This window comes from Methanococcoides sp. AM1 (assembly GCF_900774055.1).
Lineage (GTDB): Archaea > Halobacteriota > Methanosarcinia > Methanosarcinales > Methanosarcinaceae > Methanococcoides.
Genome location: NZ_CAAGSW010000002.1, coordinates 186,879 through 203,706 on the forward strand (window position 1 = coordinate 186,879; position 16,828 = coordinate 203,706).

Genomic DNA, 16,828 nt, shown 5'->3' on the forward strand with positions numbered 1-16,828 from the left:
TCATTTCTCGATTATGGTCTCTTCAACCTTCATGCCGAAGTGACGTGCTCCTCCCTCGTAGTGTACCATCACTTCATCTCCGGGCTTAAGCTCGGCAATTGAGATAGGCTCCCCTTTGGTATCTACGAGTTTGATGGTCTCGGCATTCTGGAGTATGTTCTTAATGATGTTGCCCTCGACCTCTGCTTCAACAAGCATGAGTGGGCGTCTTTCTATCTTGACCCGGCCGACGATGCCTGCGCGCTGGTTGCCCTGTGCATCAACGATGGTAACGTCATCACCGGATTTGAGCTCGGAGAGGTATCTGGTCTTATCACCGACCTTCACGTATGCATGTACTGCTCCTGCGTTTACCCTGAATGGCCTGGATGCCACGTACGGGCTTTCCTCGGACTCTGAGTGAACAAGGAACATACCGCTTGCCTGAGAGCCTACGAGCATTCCCTCGCCGCGTGTCATCATGTTACAGGTATCGACACAGACGCGGTCACCCATTCCTACGGGCTCGACCTTTGTGACCTTTGCAGCGACGAGTTCCAGTGCTTCCACACCTGAGCTTTCACCTACCACTACAGTGGCCTTGATTGCGTTAGGATCTTCACTGTCAAGCAGGACACCTTCTGAACCATGCTCCATGGTCTCAAGGGCGAGCTTTGCTTCATCAGCATCCCGGACACCGGCAATGATCTGCACATTGCTGTCCTGAAGTCCTGCTATGAGGTTCTCAAGAGGGATGACCTTCCAGTCGGTACCGACGATGATCAGGAAATCACATTCTTTTCCGATCTGTGCTGCAAATTCCTCGTATGCCTTGTTCTGTATGACCACGTATGCGCCTACCGTAAGGCCTTTTTCCTTTAATCGGATGGCAGTGCTCACGTCAAGGGATCCGATAGGGTCAGGGGACAGAGGTCTTGTACCATCGCCTTCTCCTCCTTTCCCAACGACAACAACATCAGCGCCTGACTTATCGTCATGGGCAAAAGCAGCGACCTTGATGTCGCCAAGTTCTCTTACTTTTCCCACTTCGTCAGCGTTTACCAGCACATAGTTTGCACCGGATTCAAGTCCGGTGGTTATCCTGTCCTTGTGATCTTCCCAGTCGCCTTTGTCGGCTTTGATCCAAATTGTCTTGTCTTTCATATGTATACGCCATTTGCTTTCATCATTTAAGTGTTTGTAGTGCTTCCTCGACACTGTGGCCTTTGTGGACGATCTGTGTGATGGCCTGTGTCATCTTTATAGGGTCAGGATGCTGGAACACATTTCTGCCGATGGCAACTCCCCTTGATCCGGATTCCATGGCGCCGTTTATCATCTCAAGGAACTGCTCATCGGTCTCGGTCTTTGGTCCGCCTGCGATCACTACAGGTACGGGACATCCCTTTACAACATCCTTGAAGCTATCAACATCTCCGGTGTAGATGGTCTTGATGATGTCTGCACCAAGTTCTGCACCGACCCTGGCAGCGTGTGCGACCATTTCCGGATCATGTGGATCTGTGACCTTCTTGCCTCTTGGGTACATCATGGAAAGGAGTGGGATTCCCCATTCGTCACACTGTTCTGCGACGTATCCGAGCTTCTTGAGCTGGTCGGATTCTGTCTCTGAACCGACGTTCACATGGATGGATACTGCATCTGCACCCATTTTCATGGCTTCCTCGACCTTGCATACAAGGACCTTGTCGTTGGGGTCAGGTCCAAGTGATGTGGAGGCGCTCATGTGGACGATAAGCCCGACGTCATGACCGTATCCGCGGTGGCCGTGGTAAACCATTCCTTTCTGCATGAGGATTGCATCTGCACCGCCTTCGGCGACCTTGTTGATAGAATCTGCAATGTCTATTACTCCCCGAATGGGTCCGTCAGACATTCCGTGGTCCATCGGAATGATGACCATGTTCCTACTTTCCCTGTGCATGATCCTTTCGATTCGAATCTTTTTACCTATCTCAGCCATTTTATCACTCTCTTATTATCGCTATTCATTAAATCGTGCTAGTATGTGACATAGTAGCACAAACAACTATTTAAATCTTGTTATTTTATCCCTTTCTTTAAATCTGGAATAGCCTTATATATAGATTCATCATTACTGGCAATATCGACTCAACCCGGTGTGATTTTCATCATGAGAGAGTTAAAGATCCTTGTTATCAATAATTATGGCCAGTTCTGTCACCTTATTCACAGAACCGTACGCGATCTCGATATGGAGACGAAGATCATAGCGAACACAACATCTGTGGAAGATATTCTTGATCAAGACCCGGATGGAATCATCTTAAGTGGCGGTCCTTCAATGGATCGTGTCGGTCTCTGTCAGGAATATGTCGAGAGCATCGACAAGCCTATCCTGGGTATCTGCCTGGGCCACCAGCTTATAGCCAGAACCTTCGGTGGTCAGACCGGTTCCGGTGAGTTCGGTGGCTATGCGGAGATCGATGTGGAGATACTGGAAGAGGATGACATCCTCAAAGGACTTGGTCCGAGGACATCCGTGTGGGCTTCCCATGCTGATGAGGTCACGGTCCTTCCGGAAGATTTCCTGCACCTTGCACGCTCAGATGTGTGTGAGATCGAGGCAATGCGCCACTCCGAAAGACCCCTCTACGGCGTGCAGTGGCATCCTGAAGTTGCTCACACAGATAAGGGTGAAGAGCTTTTCATGAACTTCTTTGAGGTATGTGAAGACTACTGAAGCCTCACCTCCTGCCTTATCGCAAAGCAGGAGCAAAAAATTCCTTTCTTTTCCTTCTTTTTAAATTTCAGCGTTCCTGAATGTATCTTGCAGGAGCAAAGCATCCTCCTCCAGATTTGGACTTTCGCATATCACAAGACCTTTCACACCAAACTCCCGAAACGCTGCCATAAGGTCAGTATAATTGTAATCTGACTCCCGTAGTGCCAGATGGTTCTTTTCCCCTTTATCTCCGTATGCAATGCCGGAAACGTGACAATGCATATCCTCAAGTCCTTCCTTCCCGAGATATTTCTCCACCTTCCCGAGCACGTCCCGGAACTCCTCAAGTGTATTGAACTCTCCGCTGCTTCGTGCATGCAGATGCGAGAAATCTATACAGGGCATGACTCCTTCGATGGCTGACGCCATCATCAGGGTCTCCTCCAGATCGCCGAACTGTGTCGGTTTGCCGGTGGTCTCCGGGCGAAGTACAGCTTTGATGCCCTCATCCTCAAGCCTTGATGCAAGCCCGCCAAGCAGTCCTATTACCCTTTCGAACACTTCTTCACTGTCCTGCTTGTGGTAGTAGGCAGGATGGAATACAATGGATGATGCGCCGCAGAGTGCACCTATTCGTGCTGACTGGTAGATGCGCTCGATACTGGCATCGATCTTCTCGTCCTCTGCGGAATTGAGATTGATGTAATACGGGGCGTGAACGCTGAGTGCCACAGCCTCTTCTTCCGCTGTTGCCCTGACCCTTTCTGCCATGGCTTCCTTCATGCGCACTCCGCGCACGAATTCCAGCTCCATGCATCCCAGGCCAAGCTCACGAACGCGCTGAATCCCTTCGATGCTTCCTCCCTTCTTGGCACTAAGGGGTGTCCCTGCAGTGCCGAAAAGTAGCTTCTTCATAATATCCCCAGATGGATCCTGAGTTCTTTTGCCCGCTCTTCCGAGACTTTCTCGGTCAGCAGGTCAAAGAAAGAATCAACATCCTCATCCTCAAGGGACCTGATATCCTCCTTGCCTTCCATTGCAAGCATTGCAAGGTATTCAAGCTCCTCACTGTCAAGCCTCTCCAGCCTCTCCCTGAAGTCATCTGCATCCTCTGCGATCTTGTGGGATATAGGCCTGAGTATGAAAGGGTAAGGGTGCCCCATCTCGGACATATGGGTCCCGCCATTCTCCGGTGCAAGCTTATTGAAGATCTTCTTATCCATGTCTGAAAATTCTCGTCCCATGGAATTTGATTATGTGGTATGTGGTATAAAATAATGTCTTTTGTGATGAATTTGTATGTATCTGTATATGTATATATAATTCATAAGTTTATAAAAATATTAAATTAATTCGTTTATGCACGAACTTATTTATTCTGAGGTTTGCTTCCGCTTGGTTTGATGCATATACCTACTTCTCATTAGGATGTATTTCTTCCATAATTGATAGCATGAGGCCACTTCTGTCTGTAGTTTGACCAACAAATAAGTTCTGTTATCATAAGCCTTTATATAACATGGTTTATAAATATGCACTTTGGGAGGTTGTGGGTGATGTGCATCTATACAATTATTATTATTATTATTATTATTATTAAAATTGGGATTGAGGTGTGACTATGAATGTTGTGGCAGCCATTCCTGCATATAATGAAGAAGTTAATATTAAGCACATCATTAAAAGAACGAAGCTCTATGTGGATCACATAATCCTTGTTGATGATGGAAGTAGTGATGCGACCGCCTATATTGCTAAGAATATGGGTGCAAAAGTGATCAGGCACGGTGATAATCTGGGCAAGGCCGCTGCATTGCAAACAGCTTTTGAAGAAGCGAAAAAATTAAATCCGTCTGTGCTCGTGACCCTCTATGCGAACGGTTTTCACAATCCTGACGACATTCCTGCAATATTGAATCCTGTGCTTTCCGAGGATGCGGATGTTGTGAACGGTGCCTATGTTACTTCATCAGGTGTTGGCTTTGGTACTACGTTTGAGGATTTTGGAGAAAGGGGCAAGGGTCAGTTTTTCATGTCCAGTGGATTCCGTGCGTATTCGTCAAAGACACTCGATGTTTTCAAGTTTACAAAGGGCGATAATATGATTGAGCTCGAGTTGATAGATGATGCTATCAATTCCGGCTTTAAGGTACATGAGGTGCCTATTAAAATAATCGATCCGGTCAAGAGGGAGTTGCTGGCAAGCAAACGCATAGGTGTGGTAGTGCCTGCGTATAATGAAGAGAAGCTTATAAAGGCTACCGTTGATGGAATTCCCCATTACGTTGACCGGATCTATGTGATAAATGATGCTAGCACTGATAATACTGCAAAGGTCCTGGAGGCATTGAACGACCCGAGGCTTTTCGTGATAACACACGAGATCAATAAAGGTGTGGGTGCTGCAATTGTCAATGGATATAAACAGGCACTAAAAGAAGAGGTGGATGTCGTTGCAGTCATGGGAGGGGACAATCAGATGAACCCTGCCCAGCTGCCAAAACTTCTGATGCCTATTATCGAGGGCAGGGGCGATTATACCAAAGGCAATCGCCTGTTTAGTACGGAGTATCGTGGAGGCATGAGCGGATTTCGCCTGCTAGGTAACTCGATGCTCACGTTCATCACGAAGATCGCCAGTGGGTACTGGAATATCATGGACCCTCAGAATGGTTATACCGCTATCTCAAAGGAAGCACTGGGAGAGATCGGCCTGGATGAGATATACACGTACTATGGTTACTGCAACCACATGCTTGTGAGATTGAATGCTTTTGGGTTCAGAACCCTTGACGTTGTTATGCCTGCCAAATACGGACAGGAGAAATCAACGATTAAGTACGGTCCGTACATTGGAAAGGTGTCGACGATGCTGTTCAGGAAGTTCCTCTGGAGGCTGAAGATGAAGTACATGGTACTAAACTTCCATCCACTCGTCCTGTTCTACATCCTCGCCATGGCATTTCTTCCTGTAGGTGTGCTGTTTGGTCTGTCAATGCTTATAGCTACTCTAATGCACTGGCCGGTATCTGCGAACCTAGTAATTCTGGATGCTTTGATCCTTATATCAGGTACTCAGTTCCTGTTATTTGCAATGCTGTTCGACATGCAGGAGTCTGAAAAGGACATGCGAGGCTCAGGTTCACGTTCTGTAGAAGGTGAGATCGAATGATTTCACTCTTGTCTGAGATATTGCTGTGTGGTGATCTCTGATGTTGAGTATTGATGAGCATGATTTCACTATCCATAAGTTTCAACTCCTCTGTGAGGCAATAGTGGCAACTTATCCAACGGTCACAATGTCGGAATACATGAATAAGGAGCATCCTGCCAGGTTCGTGTTGATGCGCCACGACGTTGACCGGATGCCAGGACATGCACTGGAAACCGCTCGAGTCGAGCATGAGTTGGGCATCAGGGCAACGTATTATTTCAGATCAATCAAAAGTGTGTTCAAGCCAGAAATAATGATGCAGATACAGGATATGGGTCACGAGATCGGTTACCACTACGAGACATTAAGTGAGGCAAATGGAGACCCGGAAAAGGGGATAGAATTGTTCCAATCTCATCTTGAGGATTTCAACGATGTCTGTCAAGTAAAAACAATATGCATGCATGGAAGACCTCTGTCGAAATATGATAACAGGGATATGTGGAAAACTTACGATTTTAAAGATTATGGTATCATTGGTGAAGCCTATCTCTCTGTAGGATCGGAATTGAATTATTTTTCAGACACAGGCAGAAGCTGGAACAATAAGAATAGTTTGAGAGATTTCATTCCCAACAAGATAGAAGATTTCACTGCTGACACGACGGATGACTTGATCGACCTTATCGAGAGTTGCGAACTGGAGAACCTCTATATCCTTGCACATCCGGAACGCTGGTCATTGAATATGGTTGACTTGGGCTTATACTGTGGTATGGATATGGCGGTCAATTTGGTTAAGAAAGTTTTAGCTGCGGTGAGAACATGAGGATCCTATTCAATATGGCACATCCCGGACAGGTTCACTTATTCAAAAATGCTATCTGGGCCCTTGAAGAACGAGGACACGCTTGTAAGATCACCACGGTTGACAAGGACGTATCTTTACATTTACTTAGGGCATATGGATTCGAATATGATGTTGTTGGAAGTGCAAAACCATCCTTATTTTCAAAAGCCACGGAGCTGCTGAAAATAGAGTATAATCTGTACGGGATAGCAAGAAAATTTAAACCTGATATTCTGGTTGGCGGTGTTGGTAATGCCTATGTTGCACATGTAGGAAAGATCATCCGGAAACCTTCTATCGTTTTTGATGATACTGAGCACGCAAAAATAGAGCACACGATAACTGATCCTTTTGCATCTGTTATATGCACTCCGTCCTGCTATCGGCTTGATCTTGGAGAAAAACAGGTACGATATAATGGTTATCATGAACTGGCGTATCTTCATCCGGATTACTTCACTCCAAATCCGGAAATCCTCAGTGAACTCGGACTTACAGAGGATGATCCGTTCATAATTCTAAGATTTGTTTCCTGGGAGGCCAGTCATGATAAGGGTCACAGGACACTGACATTAGAAGACAAATTCACTGCTGTTAATAAGTTAAAAGAATACGGTCGTGTCCTTATTACTTCTGAAAATAAACTCCCTCCTGAGTTTGAAGAGTATAGGATCACTGTTTCCCCGGAAAAGATGCATCATTTGTTGTATTATGCGACTTTGCTTTATGGGGACAGTTCCACCATGGCTTCAGAGTGTGCAGTTCTAGGTACCCATTCTATTTTTTGTGATTATGCAGGAAGGGGCTATACGGATGAAGAAGAAGAGTTGTATGATCTGGTCTACAACTTTTATAATGAAAATACTATGGGTAAAGACTCATTGAAAAAGGCATTAGAGTTATTGAAAGATCCGGATCTGAAAGAAAAAGGAAGGCAGAAAAGGGATATTTTGTTAGCTGATAAGATCGATGTTACGAAATTTATGGTAGAATTTATGGAAAAGTATTCTAAGAATTGAATTCTATTTCATAAAGGGGGTTTAATCTGTGTTTCATGTTCCATTGTTTAAATTTGCACATATGCTGGGTGACTATCGTTTCTTATCGATGTACAATTCTGCTGTCAGGTCACAATGGTATTCTTATCCTGATCTGAAAAAAGATCAAGAAGCTAAGCTTCGAAACCTGATTTCTTTCTCTTATGAAAATGTTCCTTATTATCACAAATTATTCAAAGGTTTGAATCTAAGGCCTGAAGATATTAAAACAATAGATGATCTGGAAAAACTCCCTGTTTTGAACAAAGAGATTATCATGGATAATTGGGAAGATTTCAAACCAGTTAATCTGAACAAAATGAAATATTATTCTCTGGCCACGGGGGGTTCTACAGGTACTCCCTTCCCATTCAGATTATTAAAACATGATCGTTTTATGTCAGGAGCAATGCTCTATCGCGGCTGGGGGTATGGAGGCTATGAGCTTGGAGATAAGATGGTATTTCTGGCAGGCATTTCCCTGGGTGTTGATGGTAACTCACGAACTGTAAGTAAAGTACATGAAATTGCTCGCAATATTCGTAGATTATCTTCTTTTGACATGGGCAACGAAGACATGCACAAATATGCGAACACAATACGTTCATTTAATCCCAAATCAATTCGTGCGTATCCTTCATCCATAGATCTATTCGCATCATTTGTTGAAGATAATAGTATTGATCTGCCTAAAATTCCTACGGTCTATACGACTGCAGAAAAACTGTTCCCAAATATGCGTGATCATATCAGTGATGTCTTTGACTGTGAGGTTTATGATGCTTATGGCCTGAACGATGGTGGAGTAGGTGCATATGAATGTTCTGAACACAATGGTTTACACATTGATACAGAACGGAGCATCATGGAAGTTGTTGATGATAATGGATCCCAAATGTCAGATGGTATTGGAAATATTTTGGCTACAAGTTTACATAACTGTGCCATGCCTTTTATAAGGTATGATACAGGGGATCTGGGCCACATTATCGAAGATGAATGTGGTTGTGGCAGAGGGTCGAAACTATTAAAGGAAGTAATTGGTCGCTCGGCTGATATGTTCATTACTCCGGAAGGTAAGCAGGTTCATGGGTACTTTTTAATGTATATCTTTTGGCAACATGATGCTGGTATCAAAAAATATCAAGTAATTCAGAAGCAAATAGATAGAATCTTGATAAAACTAGTAGTTGATGATAATTTTAATCCAGATAATCTTTCCCTTATTAAGAGTTTAATACAATCTAAATCATCTTCCTGGAATGTAGATTTCGAATTTGTTGATTCGATTAAAAAAACGAAGGCTGGGAAGTATAAATTCATTGTCAGTGAGTTGAAATAATGGCACTGAAAAATCTATTGATAATAACTAATAATTTCCCTAATCTTTCTGATACCTACGTTGCTGAGATATTTGTAAAAGAGCAATTAAAATATATCCGCAAATATTTTGAGAATGTTTATGTGATCTCTCCTGTTGCTTATGGCATGGAATTTGTTAGAAAGGCGCATTTCGAAGATTACTCTTTTGATAATGTTCATGTTTTTTTTCCCAGGTATTTTAATCTACCTTTTTTTTATAAGTATCGAAAGGAGTTTTGGGTAAAATTTGAAGCAAATGCGGTTTTTAAGTTATTGAAAAAACAAAATATTAAGTTTGATATAATTCATGCTCATTTCACCTGGCCATCTGGTGCAGTTGCAGTAGAATTAAAGAAAAAGTTTGGAGTGCCTGTGGTTATCACAGAACATACGTCTATTACATTTCAGAAAGCGATAGATCGAAAAGATCCAATATTTATTCATTCATGGCAAATGTCTGATGCAATAATACGTGTTAGACAAGGTGATATCTCTCTTATGGGGGATGTAGGAATTGATCTAGAGAAAGTACACCATATTCCAAATGGTTATGACCAAAAAAAGTTTTATCCTTCAGATAAGCAGCTATGTAGGGATAAACTTGGCTTACCAGGAGATAAAAAAATAATTCTCAATGTTGGGAATTTATATGGTGATGTGAAAGGTCATTCTTATTTGATAGAAGCTATGGAAAAAGTTGTCTCCAGAAAAGATGATGTGTTGTGCTATATTGTAGGGGATGGTATCCTTAGGGAGAAATTAGAGAAGCAAATCTCATCATCCAATTTACAAAATTATGTGAAAATAGTTGGTATTAAACCACACCATGAAGTGCCTCTCTGGATGAATGCTTGTGATATATTTGTGTTGCCAAGCTTGAATGAAGGTAATCCAACAGTTCTAGTTGAATGCTTAGGCTGTGGTAAACCATTTGTAGGAACAAGTGTTGGGGGTGTCCCGGAAATTATAACGTCTGATGATTTTGGATTTCTGGTCAAACCTGGTGATTCCTTTGATCTAGCTGAAAAGATAGATCTTTCTTTAGACACAAATTGGGATGGAAATAAAATCATTGATCATGCACAATGCTATAGTTGGGAACACATAGCAGAACAGATTTCGGATATTTATGTCGGCCTCAACTTATAATGTCTAATTTCTTAGTGCAAATTAATATACTTTCTATAACAAATTATAATTAAGCAAAATCAACTAGATACAATTGAATATCTTAGAAATATTATATTTGGGGAATGGGTACCTATGAATTTATTAAAATCAATTACAAATCGGGACAAAACTTTAGTTGAAAGATTTGCTCTTAGTTGGCCCTATTTGTTAACTGGTGTTATTTTGTTTGGTCTCCTTTTTGCTTTTTGGATAGGGAGGCCTGATTTTGCAATTAGGGGTCTTGTTATAGCAATTCCAGGTATAATTGCAGCAAAAGTTCTAACTAAAATGTATAAGAGTGAGGCGAAAGAGGCAAGTCTCAATTTTGCCATGAATTTCGACCAAAAACGCTTATCAATTATTTTCTTTATTCTTTACGCTTTGAGTTCGATCATTGTAGTGATCTCATCGGTCAGACCATGGTACTATTTCGTAATTATGTCTTTACTTTATACTATCATTCTTTTTCAAATTCTCTCGAAAGAAGTAAATCAATATCTGGTTTTATCAGAGATAATTTTGTGTATGGTCAATTTAATTTATAGTTTCACTTTAAAGAGTCATTTGTATTTTGGTGCCACTGATATATTACCACATCTTTTCATGTCTCAAGTAACCTATTTATCCGGACACACGGTTCCTGAATTTCTAAGTGTTGGTTATGCGAAGTTCCCTTTGTTTCATATTTTGATATCACAGGCTTCATATTTGTTAAATTTAGATATAAATGCGACCTATTTTTTGATCAGTCCTCTGATATTCTCAACTGTAGTTCTTTTTTTGTATTGTATTTTTTTAAATACCACTAAAAACATTAAATTATCTCTGCTTTCAGTTGTTCTATTTTCAACTCTGAGTACAGTAGTTTATTACGAAATGTATATGATAACCAGGGTTGTAGCATTTATTGCATTTTTATTATTGATGTATTTGATCTATAAGAATTCAGAGAAAAGAGACCCTCGATTGAAAATATTAGGGATAATTGTTACTATTTTTATAGTACTTGTTCATCAGGTGTCGACCCCTCAAATAATCATTGTAATGGCATTATTTTTTGTCTCTGAACTTATATTAACGAATTTGACTGGTTTAAAATCTAAATTCCACGATAATAATTATATTTTGTTATTAATTGTAACGTTCTTAGCCTATTGGTTTTATGTTGCATATTCATTTATTTTTCTGGCACTGACCTCCAGAGTGGCTTTTGCGTCCACAGAACTTGCAATAAAACAGGACATTAAGGTCGGGTTAGAGTGGATATTTATTTCTCAAAATGTTGACACTATGATCGTTTCTCTCTTTGTTTTTGTTGGGATCGGAGCAATTTTTTGGAAGTATGGGAAGAACTATGCTGCAGTTTTTACTATGGTTTCATTATTTTCTTTACCATTGTATTTGCCAAATCCACTGCAAACTCTCTGGCAAACAATGACCCTCTTTAGATTTGACCGTTTTATGTTACTTGTAAGTCCATTTATAGCTTTTTCAATGGCTGCTGGTCTTCTCTTTTGTTACAATTTATTGGCATCAAAGAAGAAAAGGGTCTTATCTGCCGGTTTAATAATCACAATACTTTTTTCAGGTTTTGTGTATCCATCTTTAACAGGCGGTAGTCCGGAATATGATGAGGTTATTTCCAGTAGAACCTATTTCTATTCAGATGAGCTAATAGGTTTCGATCATGTTTTCGATTCTGTTCCGGATGATTCAAGGTTATATACAGACTACCCAACTTCAAGACTTTTTGCTAACCGTAAATTAAGTGAAACTGACAATCTTGGGATCAAGTATTATAGAATTGTAAACTTCGATGTTTTGAACTTCAATCTCACAAATGGTTATTTTATTTTGAGAAATACTGATCTAGATAGGGGCTTAACATTTGAGCCGACGGTAATTAGGGGCGATAATAGTTTTGAATGGGACAACTTAAGTTCAAATTTGGAAACCAACAATAAAATTTATTCAAATTCAGCTATTAGTATTTATGGGGCATTTTGATGAAATATTTAAGGCGGGTGTTTGCAAATGATCAAAACCAAATCTCGAAAAAAGGTTTGATCATTTTTATGGAGACAAAGGTGTCTTATAGTATCGTTCAATCCTCACGAGCTTTGCATATCTTCCATGAGATCAAAAAACATTTGCCGGATACTTATTTAATGTTGCAGAAGAACGAACAGGATGAAGTGGTCTTGGATAATTTAATACAAATAAAACCCATAATACCTATTGGCGGGAAACTCACTTTATTGAAGGGGATTTTATTTAGACTCCAAATGTCCTTGCAAATATTTCATTTTCTTCTCTCAAAAAAGATCGACTATGTCATCCTGAGGGGCTATGACACCATTATATTATTTCCATTTTTAAAAGTATTTGACATAAAGATATATTATGATTTTCACGGAAGAGGTCATCTTGAATTATATCAACAAAAGCGCTTCTTAAGAGGACATGTAGTTAAATGGTCTCAAAAGATTATTTTAAAACATTGTGATAATATAATTGTTGTAAGTGATGGGATAAAATCTCAGATTGAAGAATATGCTTATAAGTGTATTTATTTGCCAAATGGTGTTGATGTAGACAAAATCAAATCGATCGACTCTGAGTGCCCTGTAAATATTCCGGAAGACAAGAAAGTTATAGGTTTTATCGGAAATTGGGAACAGGTAATGAAAATTGAAGATATATGTGATTCAATTGATTATCTGAAAGATGTGGTAGTTGTGATTGTTGGGCAAGGTTACCATTACGAGAAAATTTTCAATAAATATGGTCAAAAGCAAAATATAATTTTAACTGGTCGTCTTGAATACAATTTGGCGATATCACTATTGAAACGGATGGATATTTGTATTGTTCCTTATGACAAAAACTTCTATATGTCGAAAGTAAAGGATTTTTTCTCGAATAGGAAAATATCCGAATATCTTGCAGCAGGAAAGCCAATGTTAATTGCAGATATTGAAGGAATTCCCGGATATCTAAAAGAAAATGTCAACTACATAAAATATGAGTCTGGTAATCCTGAAGATCTGGCTAACAATGCAGACCATTTAATGAACAATCCGGAGTTGTATTCGAAAATATCTCATAATAACAAAATATTGGCAAAAGAATTTGATTGGGAGCAAATTGTAAAAAAGTCCGGAATTTTAGAAGATATGTGAGTGATGAACGTGCTATACAATTTTGAGCGCTTGATAAGTAACTTTTGTTTAACAATTCCAAAACCTCTCAAATAATGGTGGTTGTAATGATCAAGACAAAACAGCATTATCATTCTTATTTAAAAGCAGATAAGGTGGCTTTAGGGAGGAACAGTAAAAAACCCTTTTTTGCTGATAATATCTGGAAATTTGAAAGATTGTTAAGGAAAGTAGAATACTATCACAACTGTAAAAGCTCAATACTTTGGAAACCGTACGTTCTATTTTTAAAATGGAGATATCATTTAATGAGCGTTAAATTGGAATTCACGATACCTAAAAATGTTTTTGGTCCTGGTTTAAGTATTGCTCATATTGGGACCATAGTTGTTAATAACAATGCCAGGATTGGATCGAATTGCCGACTCCACACATGTGTAAACATTGGGACCAAGGCAGGACATTCCGGTTTAGCACCTAAAATTGGAAACAATGTTTATATTGGTCCGGGTGCCAAGATATTTGGTGATATAGAAATTGCTGATGGAATTGCAATTGGGGCAAATTCTGTTGTTAATAAATCATTTTTGGAACCCAACATTTCAATTGCAGGAGTTCCAGCTAAAAAAATAAGTGACAAAGGTTCCGAGGAATTGTTGATAAAATCAACCGAAATTTTATAATTTAAATCTTTAAATTTGTAGATACCATTATTTCACAATATTGAAACTTTTAAATTTGATTAAAGGCTAAATTTGATTAAAGGCTAAATTTGATAATACATTCAAAAAGTCACATTTGTCAGTATGGGGTTTTATCATGAAGATCTTATCAGTTATCGGTGCTCGGCCACAGTTCATAAAATGTGCTCCACTTTCCCGTGAACTAAGAAAATCTCACGAAGATATACTTGTTCATACAGGACAACATTACGATCATAATATGTCTGATGTTTTCTTCAAAGAACTGGGTATTCCAGAACCTGATTATAATCTTGGGATCGGTTCCGCTACACAGGGTGAACAAACAGGTAAAATGTTGACCGCGATCGAGAAACTTCTAATCAATGAAGGACCTGACATGGTATTGGTATATGGTGATACCAATTCTACGATTGCAGGTTCTCTTGCAGCTTCCAAACTTCATATCCCTGTAGCTCACGTTGAGGCTGGTCTTCGATCATTTGACCGGACTATGCCTGAAGAGATCAATCGCATAGTTACAGATCATGTCTCAGATCTATTGTTCTGTCCCACAGAAACAGCAGTAACAAATCTTGGGAACGAAGGTATTACTGAAGGTGTTCACAACGTTGGTGATGTGATGATGGACGCACTTCAGTATAATATAAAGATAGCAGGGGATAAGTCCACGATACTTGATGATCTGGGTCTTTCTCATCAGGATTTTATGATTGCAACTGTACACCGTGCTTCAAATACAGATAGCATTGAAAATCTCTCCTCTATTGTGAAGGCCTTTTGTAGTGTGGATACAAATATAGTGTTTCCTGTCCATCCCCGGACTGAAAAGTATCTCCGGCAGTATGGACTCTGGGATAAGTTGTCTGAGCATGTAAATGTGATATCTCCGGTTGGCTATCTTGATATGCTAAAGCTCATGTCAAGTTCCAGGAAGATCCTTACTGATTCCGGTGGTGTCCAGAAAGAAGCTTATATGCTTGGGGTTCCCTGTATTACAATGCGTGATAATACTGAGTGGGTAGAAACAGTGGACGATGGGTGGAATATATTGGTTGGAGCAGACTGCGGCATGATCGTGGATGCTATTGATGGATTTAAAGGTGCAGGTGTGAAAGGGAATGTGTTTGGATCCGGTGATGCTTGTGATAAAATATGCACTATATTAAAGGAATCCAGTTAACCGTCAGCTACATTCTAAAAATTATATTAATCCATTGTTGTATTATTCTGAAAAGGGTGTGATTCAATATCAGATTTTATTCGTAATATTATGAAATTGGTATCTGGGAGCATGATCGCCCAATTTTTTGGAATATTGCTCTTCCCTATTATTTCCCGAATTTATTCTCCGGATGATTTTGGAGTTTTTCAGTTATTCTTATCAATTTCAAGTATTGTTGCAATTATATCCTGTCTTACATATCACCTTGCAATAATGCTCCCAAAAAAGAACGAGGACTCTGCAAATATTGTTTCGTTATGCTTCATTTTATTAGCAATTTCTTCTGTTGTATCCGGATTTATATTCATCCCGTTATCTGATGAGATCGCAGGTTTCCTTAATACTCCTGAACTTGCAGATTATCTTATTCTATTACCAGTGGTCGTTTTTTTGAGTGGTCTATTTAATGTGCTAAACTATTGGTCATCTCGCAGGGTTCGGTTTGGTGTTGTTGCTGAATCACGTATTGCAAACACACTAGGTTCAAGATTATCCCAGGTAGGGATCGGGTCTTACAATCCTTCACCAGTTGGATTGATAAGTGGTTATTTCACGGGTTTTTTTCTGGCAAATCTTCTAATGCTAGGCTACTTTAAATCTGATATTCAGTATTTCAGGAAGGTTTCAATACACAGGATGAAAGAACTGGCCATCAGGTATAAACGATTCCCAAAATTTTCCATGTGGTCTTTGTTTGCAAACACGCTCTCCTTTCAGCTTCCGCCTTTCATGCTTGCATTCTATTTTACTTCTACAACAGTTGGACATTATTCATTTGCGAATCAAATACTGGCTTTACCTGTAAGTTTGATAGGGGGTGCTACCAGTCAGGTATTCTTCCAAAAGGCGAGTGAAGTTAAAAACAAAAATGGGAACTTTACAAAATTAGTGGGTGAAGTACATAGGAAATTAATTTTAATTGGTGCATTTCCCTTACTTGTATTCATGATTGTTGGGGAAGACCTGTTTACTTTCTTTTTAGGGGCTGAGTGGTATTCTGCAGGAATTTATGCAAAAATACTTGCACCCTGGCTATTTATAAGATTTATGTATTCCCCAATATCGTCTGTTTTTGATATACTTGAAAAGCAAAATATTGAACTACTTTTCAATATACTGATCATTTGTTCAATATTTGTTACACTCTTCATCGGAGGAAGTTACAATGATCCGATCTTTGGACTTATATTATTGTCCGGGGTTGGTGTAATTTTATGGAGTAGTGCTAATTTCTATCTTTTAAAGATATCAGGGATTGCATTGATCAGCGAGGTCAAATATTTTATAAAATATCTGTGTGTCGCAATTTTAGTTTCCATCCCTCTGGTTTTGGTAAATTACTTTTCAGCTTCAATATATGCAATTCTAATCACGTCCATGGTGCTTTCAGTTATCTATTATGGTGTGGTAATTTATCAGGATCCGACTTTAAGGTCTAAATTACTAAATGTCCTAAAATCAACAAAAAAATGAAATGCAAGT

General features: G+C 39.8%; 15 protein-coding genes. 11 read left to right on the forward strand and 4 right to left on the reverse strand.

What is annotated here, in order from left to right; genetic code table 11:
- Together E7X57_RS03640 and E7X57_RS03645 are read right to left on the reverse strand one after the other, a co-directional pair.
- On the reverse strand, nt 1-1,143 hold the full coding sequence (locus tag E7X57_RS03640) for a 3-dehydroquinate synthase II (RefSeq protein ID WP_135610665.1): 1,143 nt from the start codon (nt 1,141-1,143) through the stop codon (nt 1-3).
- Between the two features lie 22 nt (nt 1,144-1,165).
- A complete protein-coding gene (locus E7X57_RS03645) occupies nt 1,166-1,963 on the reverse strand; it encodes a 2-amino-3,7-dideoxy-D-threo-hept-6-ulosonate synthase (RefSeq protein ID WP_135610667.1) in 798 nt (265 codons plus the stop codon).
- 171 nt (nt 1,964-2,134) lie between these two features.
- Between E7X57_RS03645 and E7X57_RS03650 the strand changes: the two genes are divergently transcribed.
- Complete coding sequence (locus E7X57_RS03650; protein ID WP_135610670.1) at nt 2,135-2,704, forward strand: GMP synthase subunit A; 570 nt, start codon at nt 2,135-2,137, stop codon at nt 2,702-2,704.
- A 60-nt stretch (nt 2,705-2,764) separates the two neighbouring features.
- Here E7X57_RS03650 and E7X57_RS03655 read toward each other — a convergent pair whose 3' ends face one another.
- Together E7X57_RS03655 and E7X57_RS03660 are read right to left on the reverse strand one after the other, a co-directional pair.
- A complete protein-coding gene (locus E7X57_RS03655; protein WP_135610672.1) occupies nt 2,765-3,601 on the reverse strand; it encodes a TIM barrel protein in 837 nt (278 codons plus the stop codon).
- On the reverse strand, nt 3,598-3,930 hold the full coding sequence (locus E7X57_RS03660) for a hypothetical protein (RefSeq protein WP_135610674.1): 333 nt from the start codon (nt 3,928-3,930) through the stop codon (nt 3,598-3,600). The genes E7X57_RS03655 and E7X57_RS03660 overlap by 4 nt, the downstream gene beginning before the upstream one ends.
- A 377-nt stretch (nt 3,931-4,307) precedes the next feature.
- Here E7X57_RS03660 and E7X57_RS03665 point away from each other — a divergent pair, with 377 nt between their 5' ends.
- From E7X57_RS03665 to E7X57_RS03710, 10 genes are all read left to right on the forward strand, one after another.
- Nucleotides 4,308-5,858, forward strand: coding sequence for a glycosyltransferase family 2 protein (locus tag E7X57_RS03665; RefSeq protein WP_135610676.1), 1,551 nt, complete (start codon nt 4,308-4,310; stop codon nt 5,856-5,858).
- Between the two features lie 40 nt (nt 5,859-5,898).
- Entirely contained in the window at nt 5,899-6,669 is a 771-nt protein-coding gene (locus E7X57_RS03670) for a hypothetical protein (protein ID WP_135610678.1), read from the forward strand.
- On the forward strand, nt 6,666-7,709 hold the full coding sequence (locus E7X57_RS03675; RefSeq protein ID WP_135610680.1) for a DUF354 domain-containing protein: 1,044 nt from the start codon (nt 6,666-6,668) through the stop codon (nt 7,707-7,709). Before E7X57_RS03670 ends, E7X57_RS03675 begins: the two co-directional genes overlap by 4 nt.
- A 28-nt stretch (nt 7,710-7,737) precedes the next feature.
- Nucleotides 7,738-9,069, forward strand: a complete 1,332-nt coding sequence (locus tag E7X57_RS03680; protein WP_244603582.1) for a phenylacetate--CoA ligase family protein — start codon at nt 7,738-7,740, stop codon at nt 9,067-9,069.
- On the forward strand, nt 9,069-10,238 hold the full coding sequence (locus E7X57_RS03685; protein ID WP_135610682.1) for a glycosyltransferase family 4 protein: 1,170 nt from the start codon (nt 9,069-9,071) through the stop codon (nt 10,236-10,238). The genes E7X57_RS03680 and E7X57_RS03685 overlap by 1 nt, the downstream gene beginning before the upstream one ends.
- 114 nt (nt 10,239-10,352) lie before the next feature.
- Complete coding sequence (locus E7X57_RS03690) at nt 10,353-12,266, forward strand: hypothetical protein (RefSeq protein ID WP_135610685.1); 1,914 nt, start codon at nt 10,353-10,355, stop codon at nt 12,264-12,266.
- A gap of 161 nt (nt 12,267-12,427) precedes the next feature.
- Complete coding sequence (locus E7X57_RS03695) at nt 12,428-13,441, forward strand: glycosyltransferase (RefSeq protein ID WP_167880876.1); 1,014 nt, start codon at nt 12,428-12,430, stop codon at nt 13,439-13,441.
- Nucleotides 13,442-13,527: 86 nt separating this feature from the next.
- Nucleotides 13,528-14,103 (forward strand): serine O-acetyltransferase, encoded by a 576-nt coding sequence (locus E7X57_RS03700; RefSeq protein WP_135610689.1) that lies wholly within the window; start codon nt 13,528-13,530, stop codon nt 14,101-14,103.
- A gap of 136 nt (nt 14,104-14,239) precedes the next feature.
- A complete protein-coding gene (gene wecB, locus E7X57_RS03705) occupies nt 14,240-15,304 on the forward strand; it encodes a non-hydrolyzing UDP-N-acetylglucosamine 2-epimerase (protein ID WP_135610691.1) in 1,065 nt (354 codons plus the stop codon).
- 90 nt (nt 15,305-15,394) lie between these two features.
- Nucleotides 15,395-16,819 carry an oligosaccharide flippase family protein gene (locus E7X57_RS03710; RefSeq protein WP_135610693.1) on the forward strand — a complete coding sequence of 475 codons (1,425 nt, stop codon included), beginning with the start codon at nt 15,395-15,397 and terminating at the stop codon, nt 16,817-16,819.
- Nucleotides 16,820-16,828: the final 9 nt, after the last annotated feature.

Coding starts and splice junctions, on each gene's coding strand:
- E7X57_RS03645 (WP_135610667.1), bottom strand. CDS start 1,963: ATGGCTGAGATAGGTAAAAAGATTCGAATCGAAAGGATCATGCACAGG.
- E7X57_RS03655 (WP_135610672.1), bottom strand. CDS start 3,601: ATGAAGAAGCTACTTTTCGGCACTGCAGGGACACCCCTTAGTGCCAAG.
- E7X57_RS03660 (WP_135610674.1), bottom strand. CDS start 3,930: ATGGGACGAGAATTTTCAGACATGGATAAGAAGATCTTCAATAAGCTT.
- E7X57_RS03640 (WP_135610665.1), bottom strand. CDS start 1,143: ATGAAAGACAAGACAATTTGGATCAAAGCCGACAAAGGCGACTGGGAA.
- E7X57_RS03650 (WP_135610670.1), top strand. CDS start 2,135: ATGAGAGAGTTAAAGATCCTTGTTATCAATAATTATGGCCAGTTCTGT.
- E7X57_RS03685 (WP_135610682.1), top strand. CDS start 9,069: ATGGCACTGAAAAATCTATTGATAATAACTAATAATTTCCCTAATCTT.
- E7X57_RS03670 (WP_135610678.1), top strand. CDS start 5,899: ATGTTGAGTATTGATGAGCATGATTTCACTATCCATAAGTTTCAACTC.
- E7X57_RS03690 (WP_135610685.1), top strand. CDS start 10,353: ATGAATTTATTAAAATCAATTACAAATCGGGACAAAACTTTAGTTGAA.
- E7X57_RS03675 (WP_135610680.1), top strand. CDS start 6,666: ATGAGGATCCTATTCAATATGGCACATCCCGGACAGGTTCACTTATTC.
- E7X57_RS03695 (WP_167880876.1), top strand. CDS start 12,428: ATGTTGCAGAAGAACGAACAGGATGAAGTGGTCTTGGATAATTTAATA.
- E7X57_RS03700 (WP_135610689.1), top strand. CDS start 13,528: ATGATCAAGACAAAACAGCATTATCATTCTTATTTAAAAGCAGATAAG.
- wecB (WP_135610691.1), top strand. CDS start 14,240: ATGAAGATCTTATCAGTTATCGGTGCTCGGCCACAGTTCATAAAATGT.
- E7X57_RS03710 (WP_135610693.1), top strand. CDS start 15,395: ATGAAATTGGTATCTGGGAGCATGATCGCCCAATTTTTTGGAATATTG.
- E7X57_RS03665 (WP_135610676.1), top strand. CDS start 4,308: ATGAATGTTGTGGCAGCCATTCCTGCATATAATGAAGAAGTTAATATT.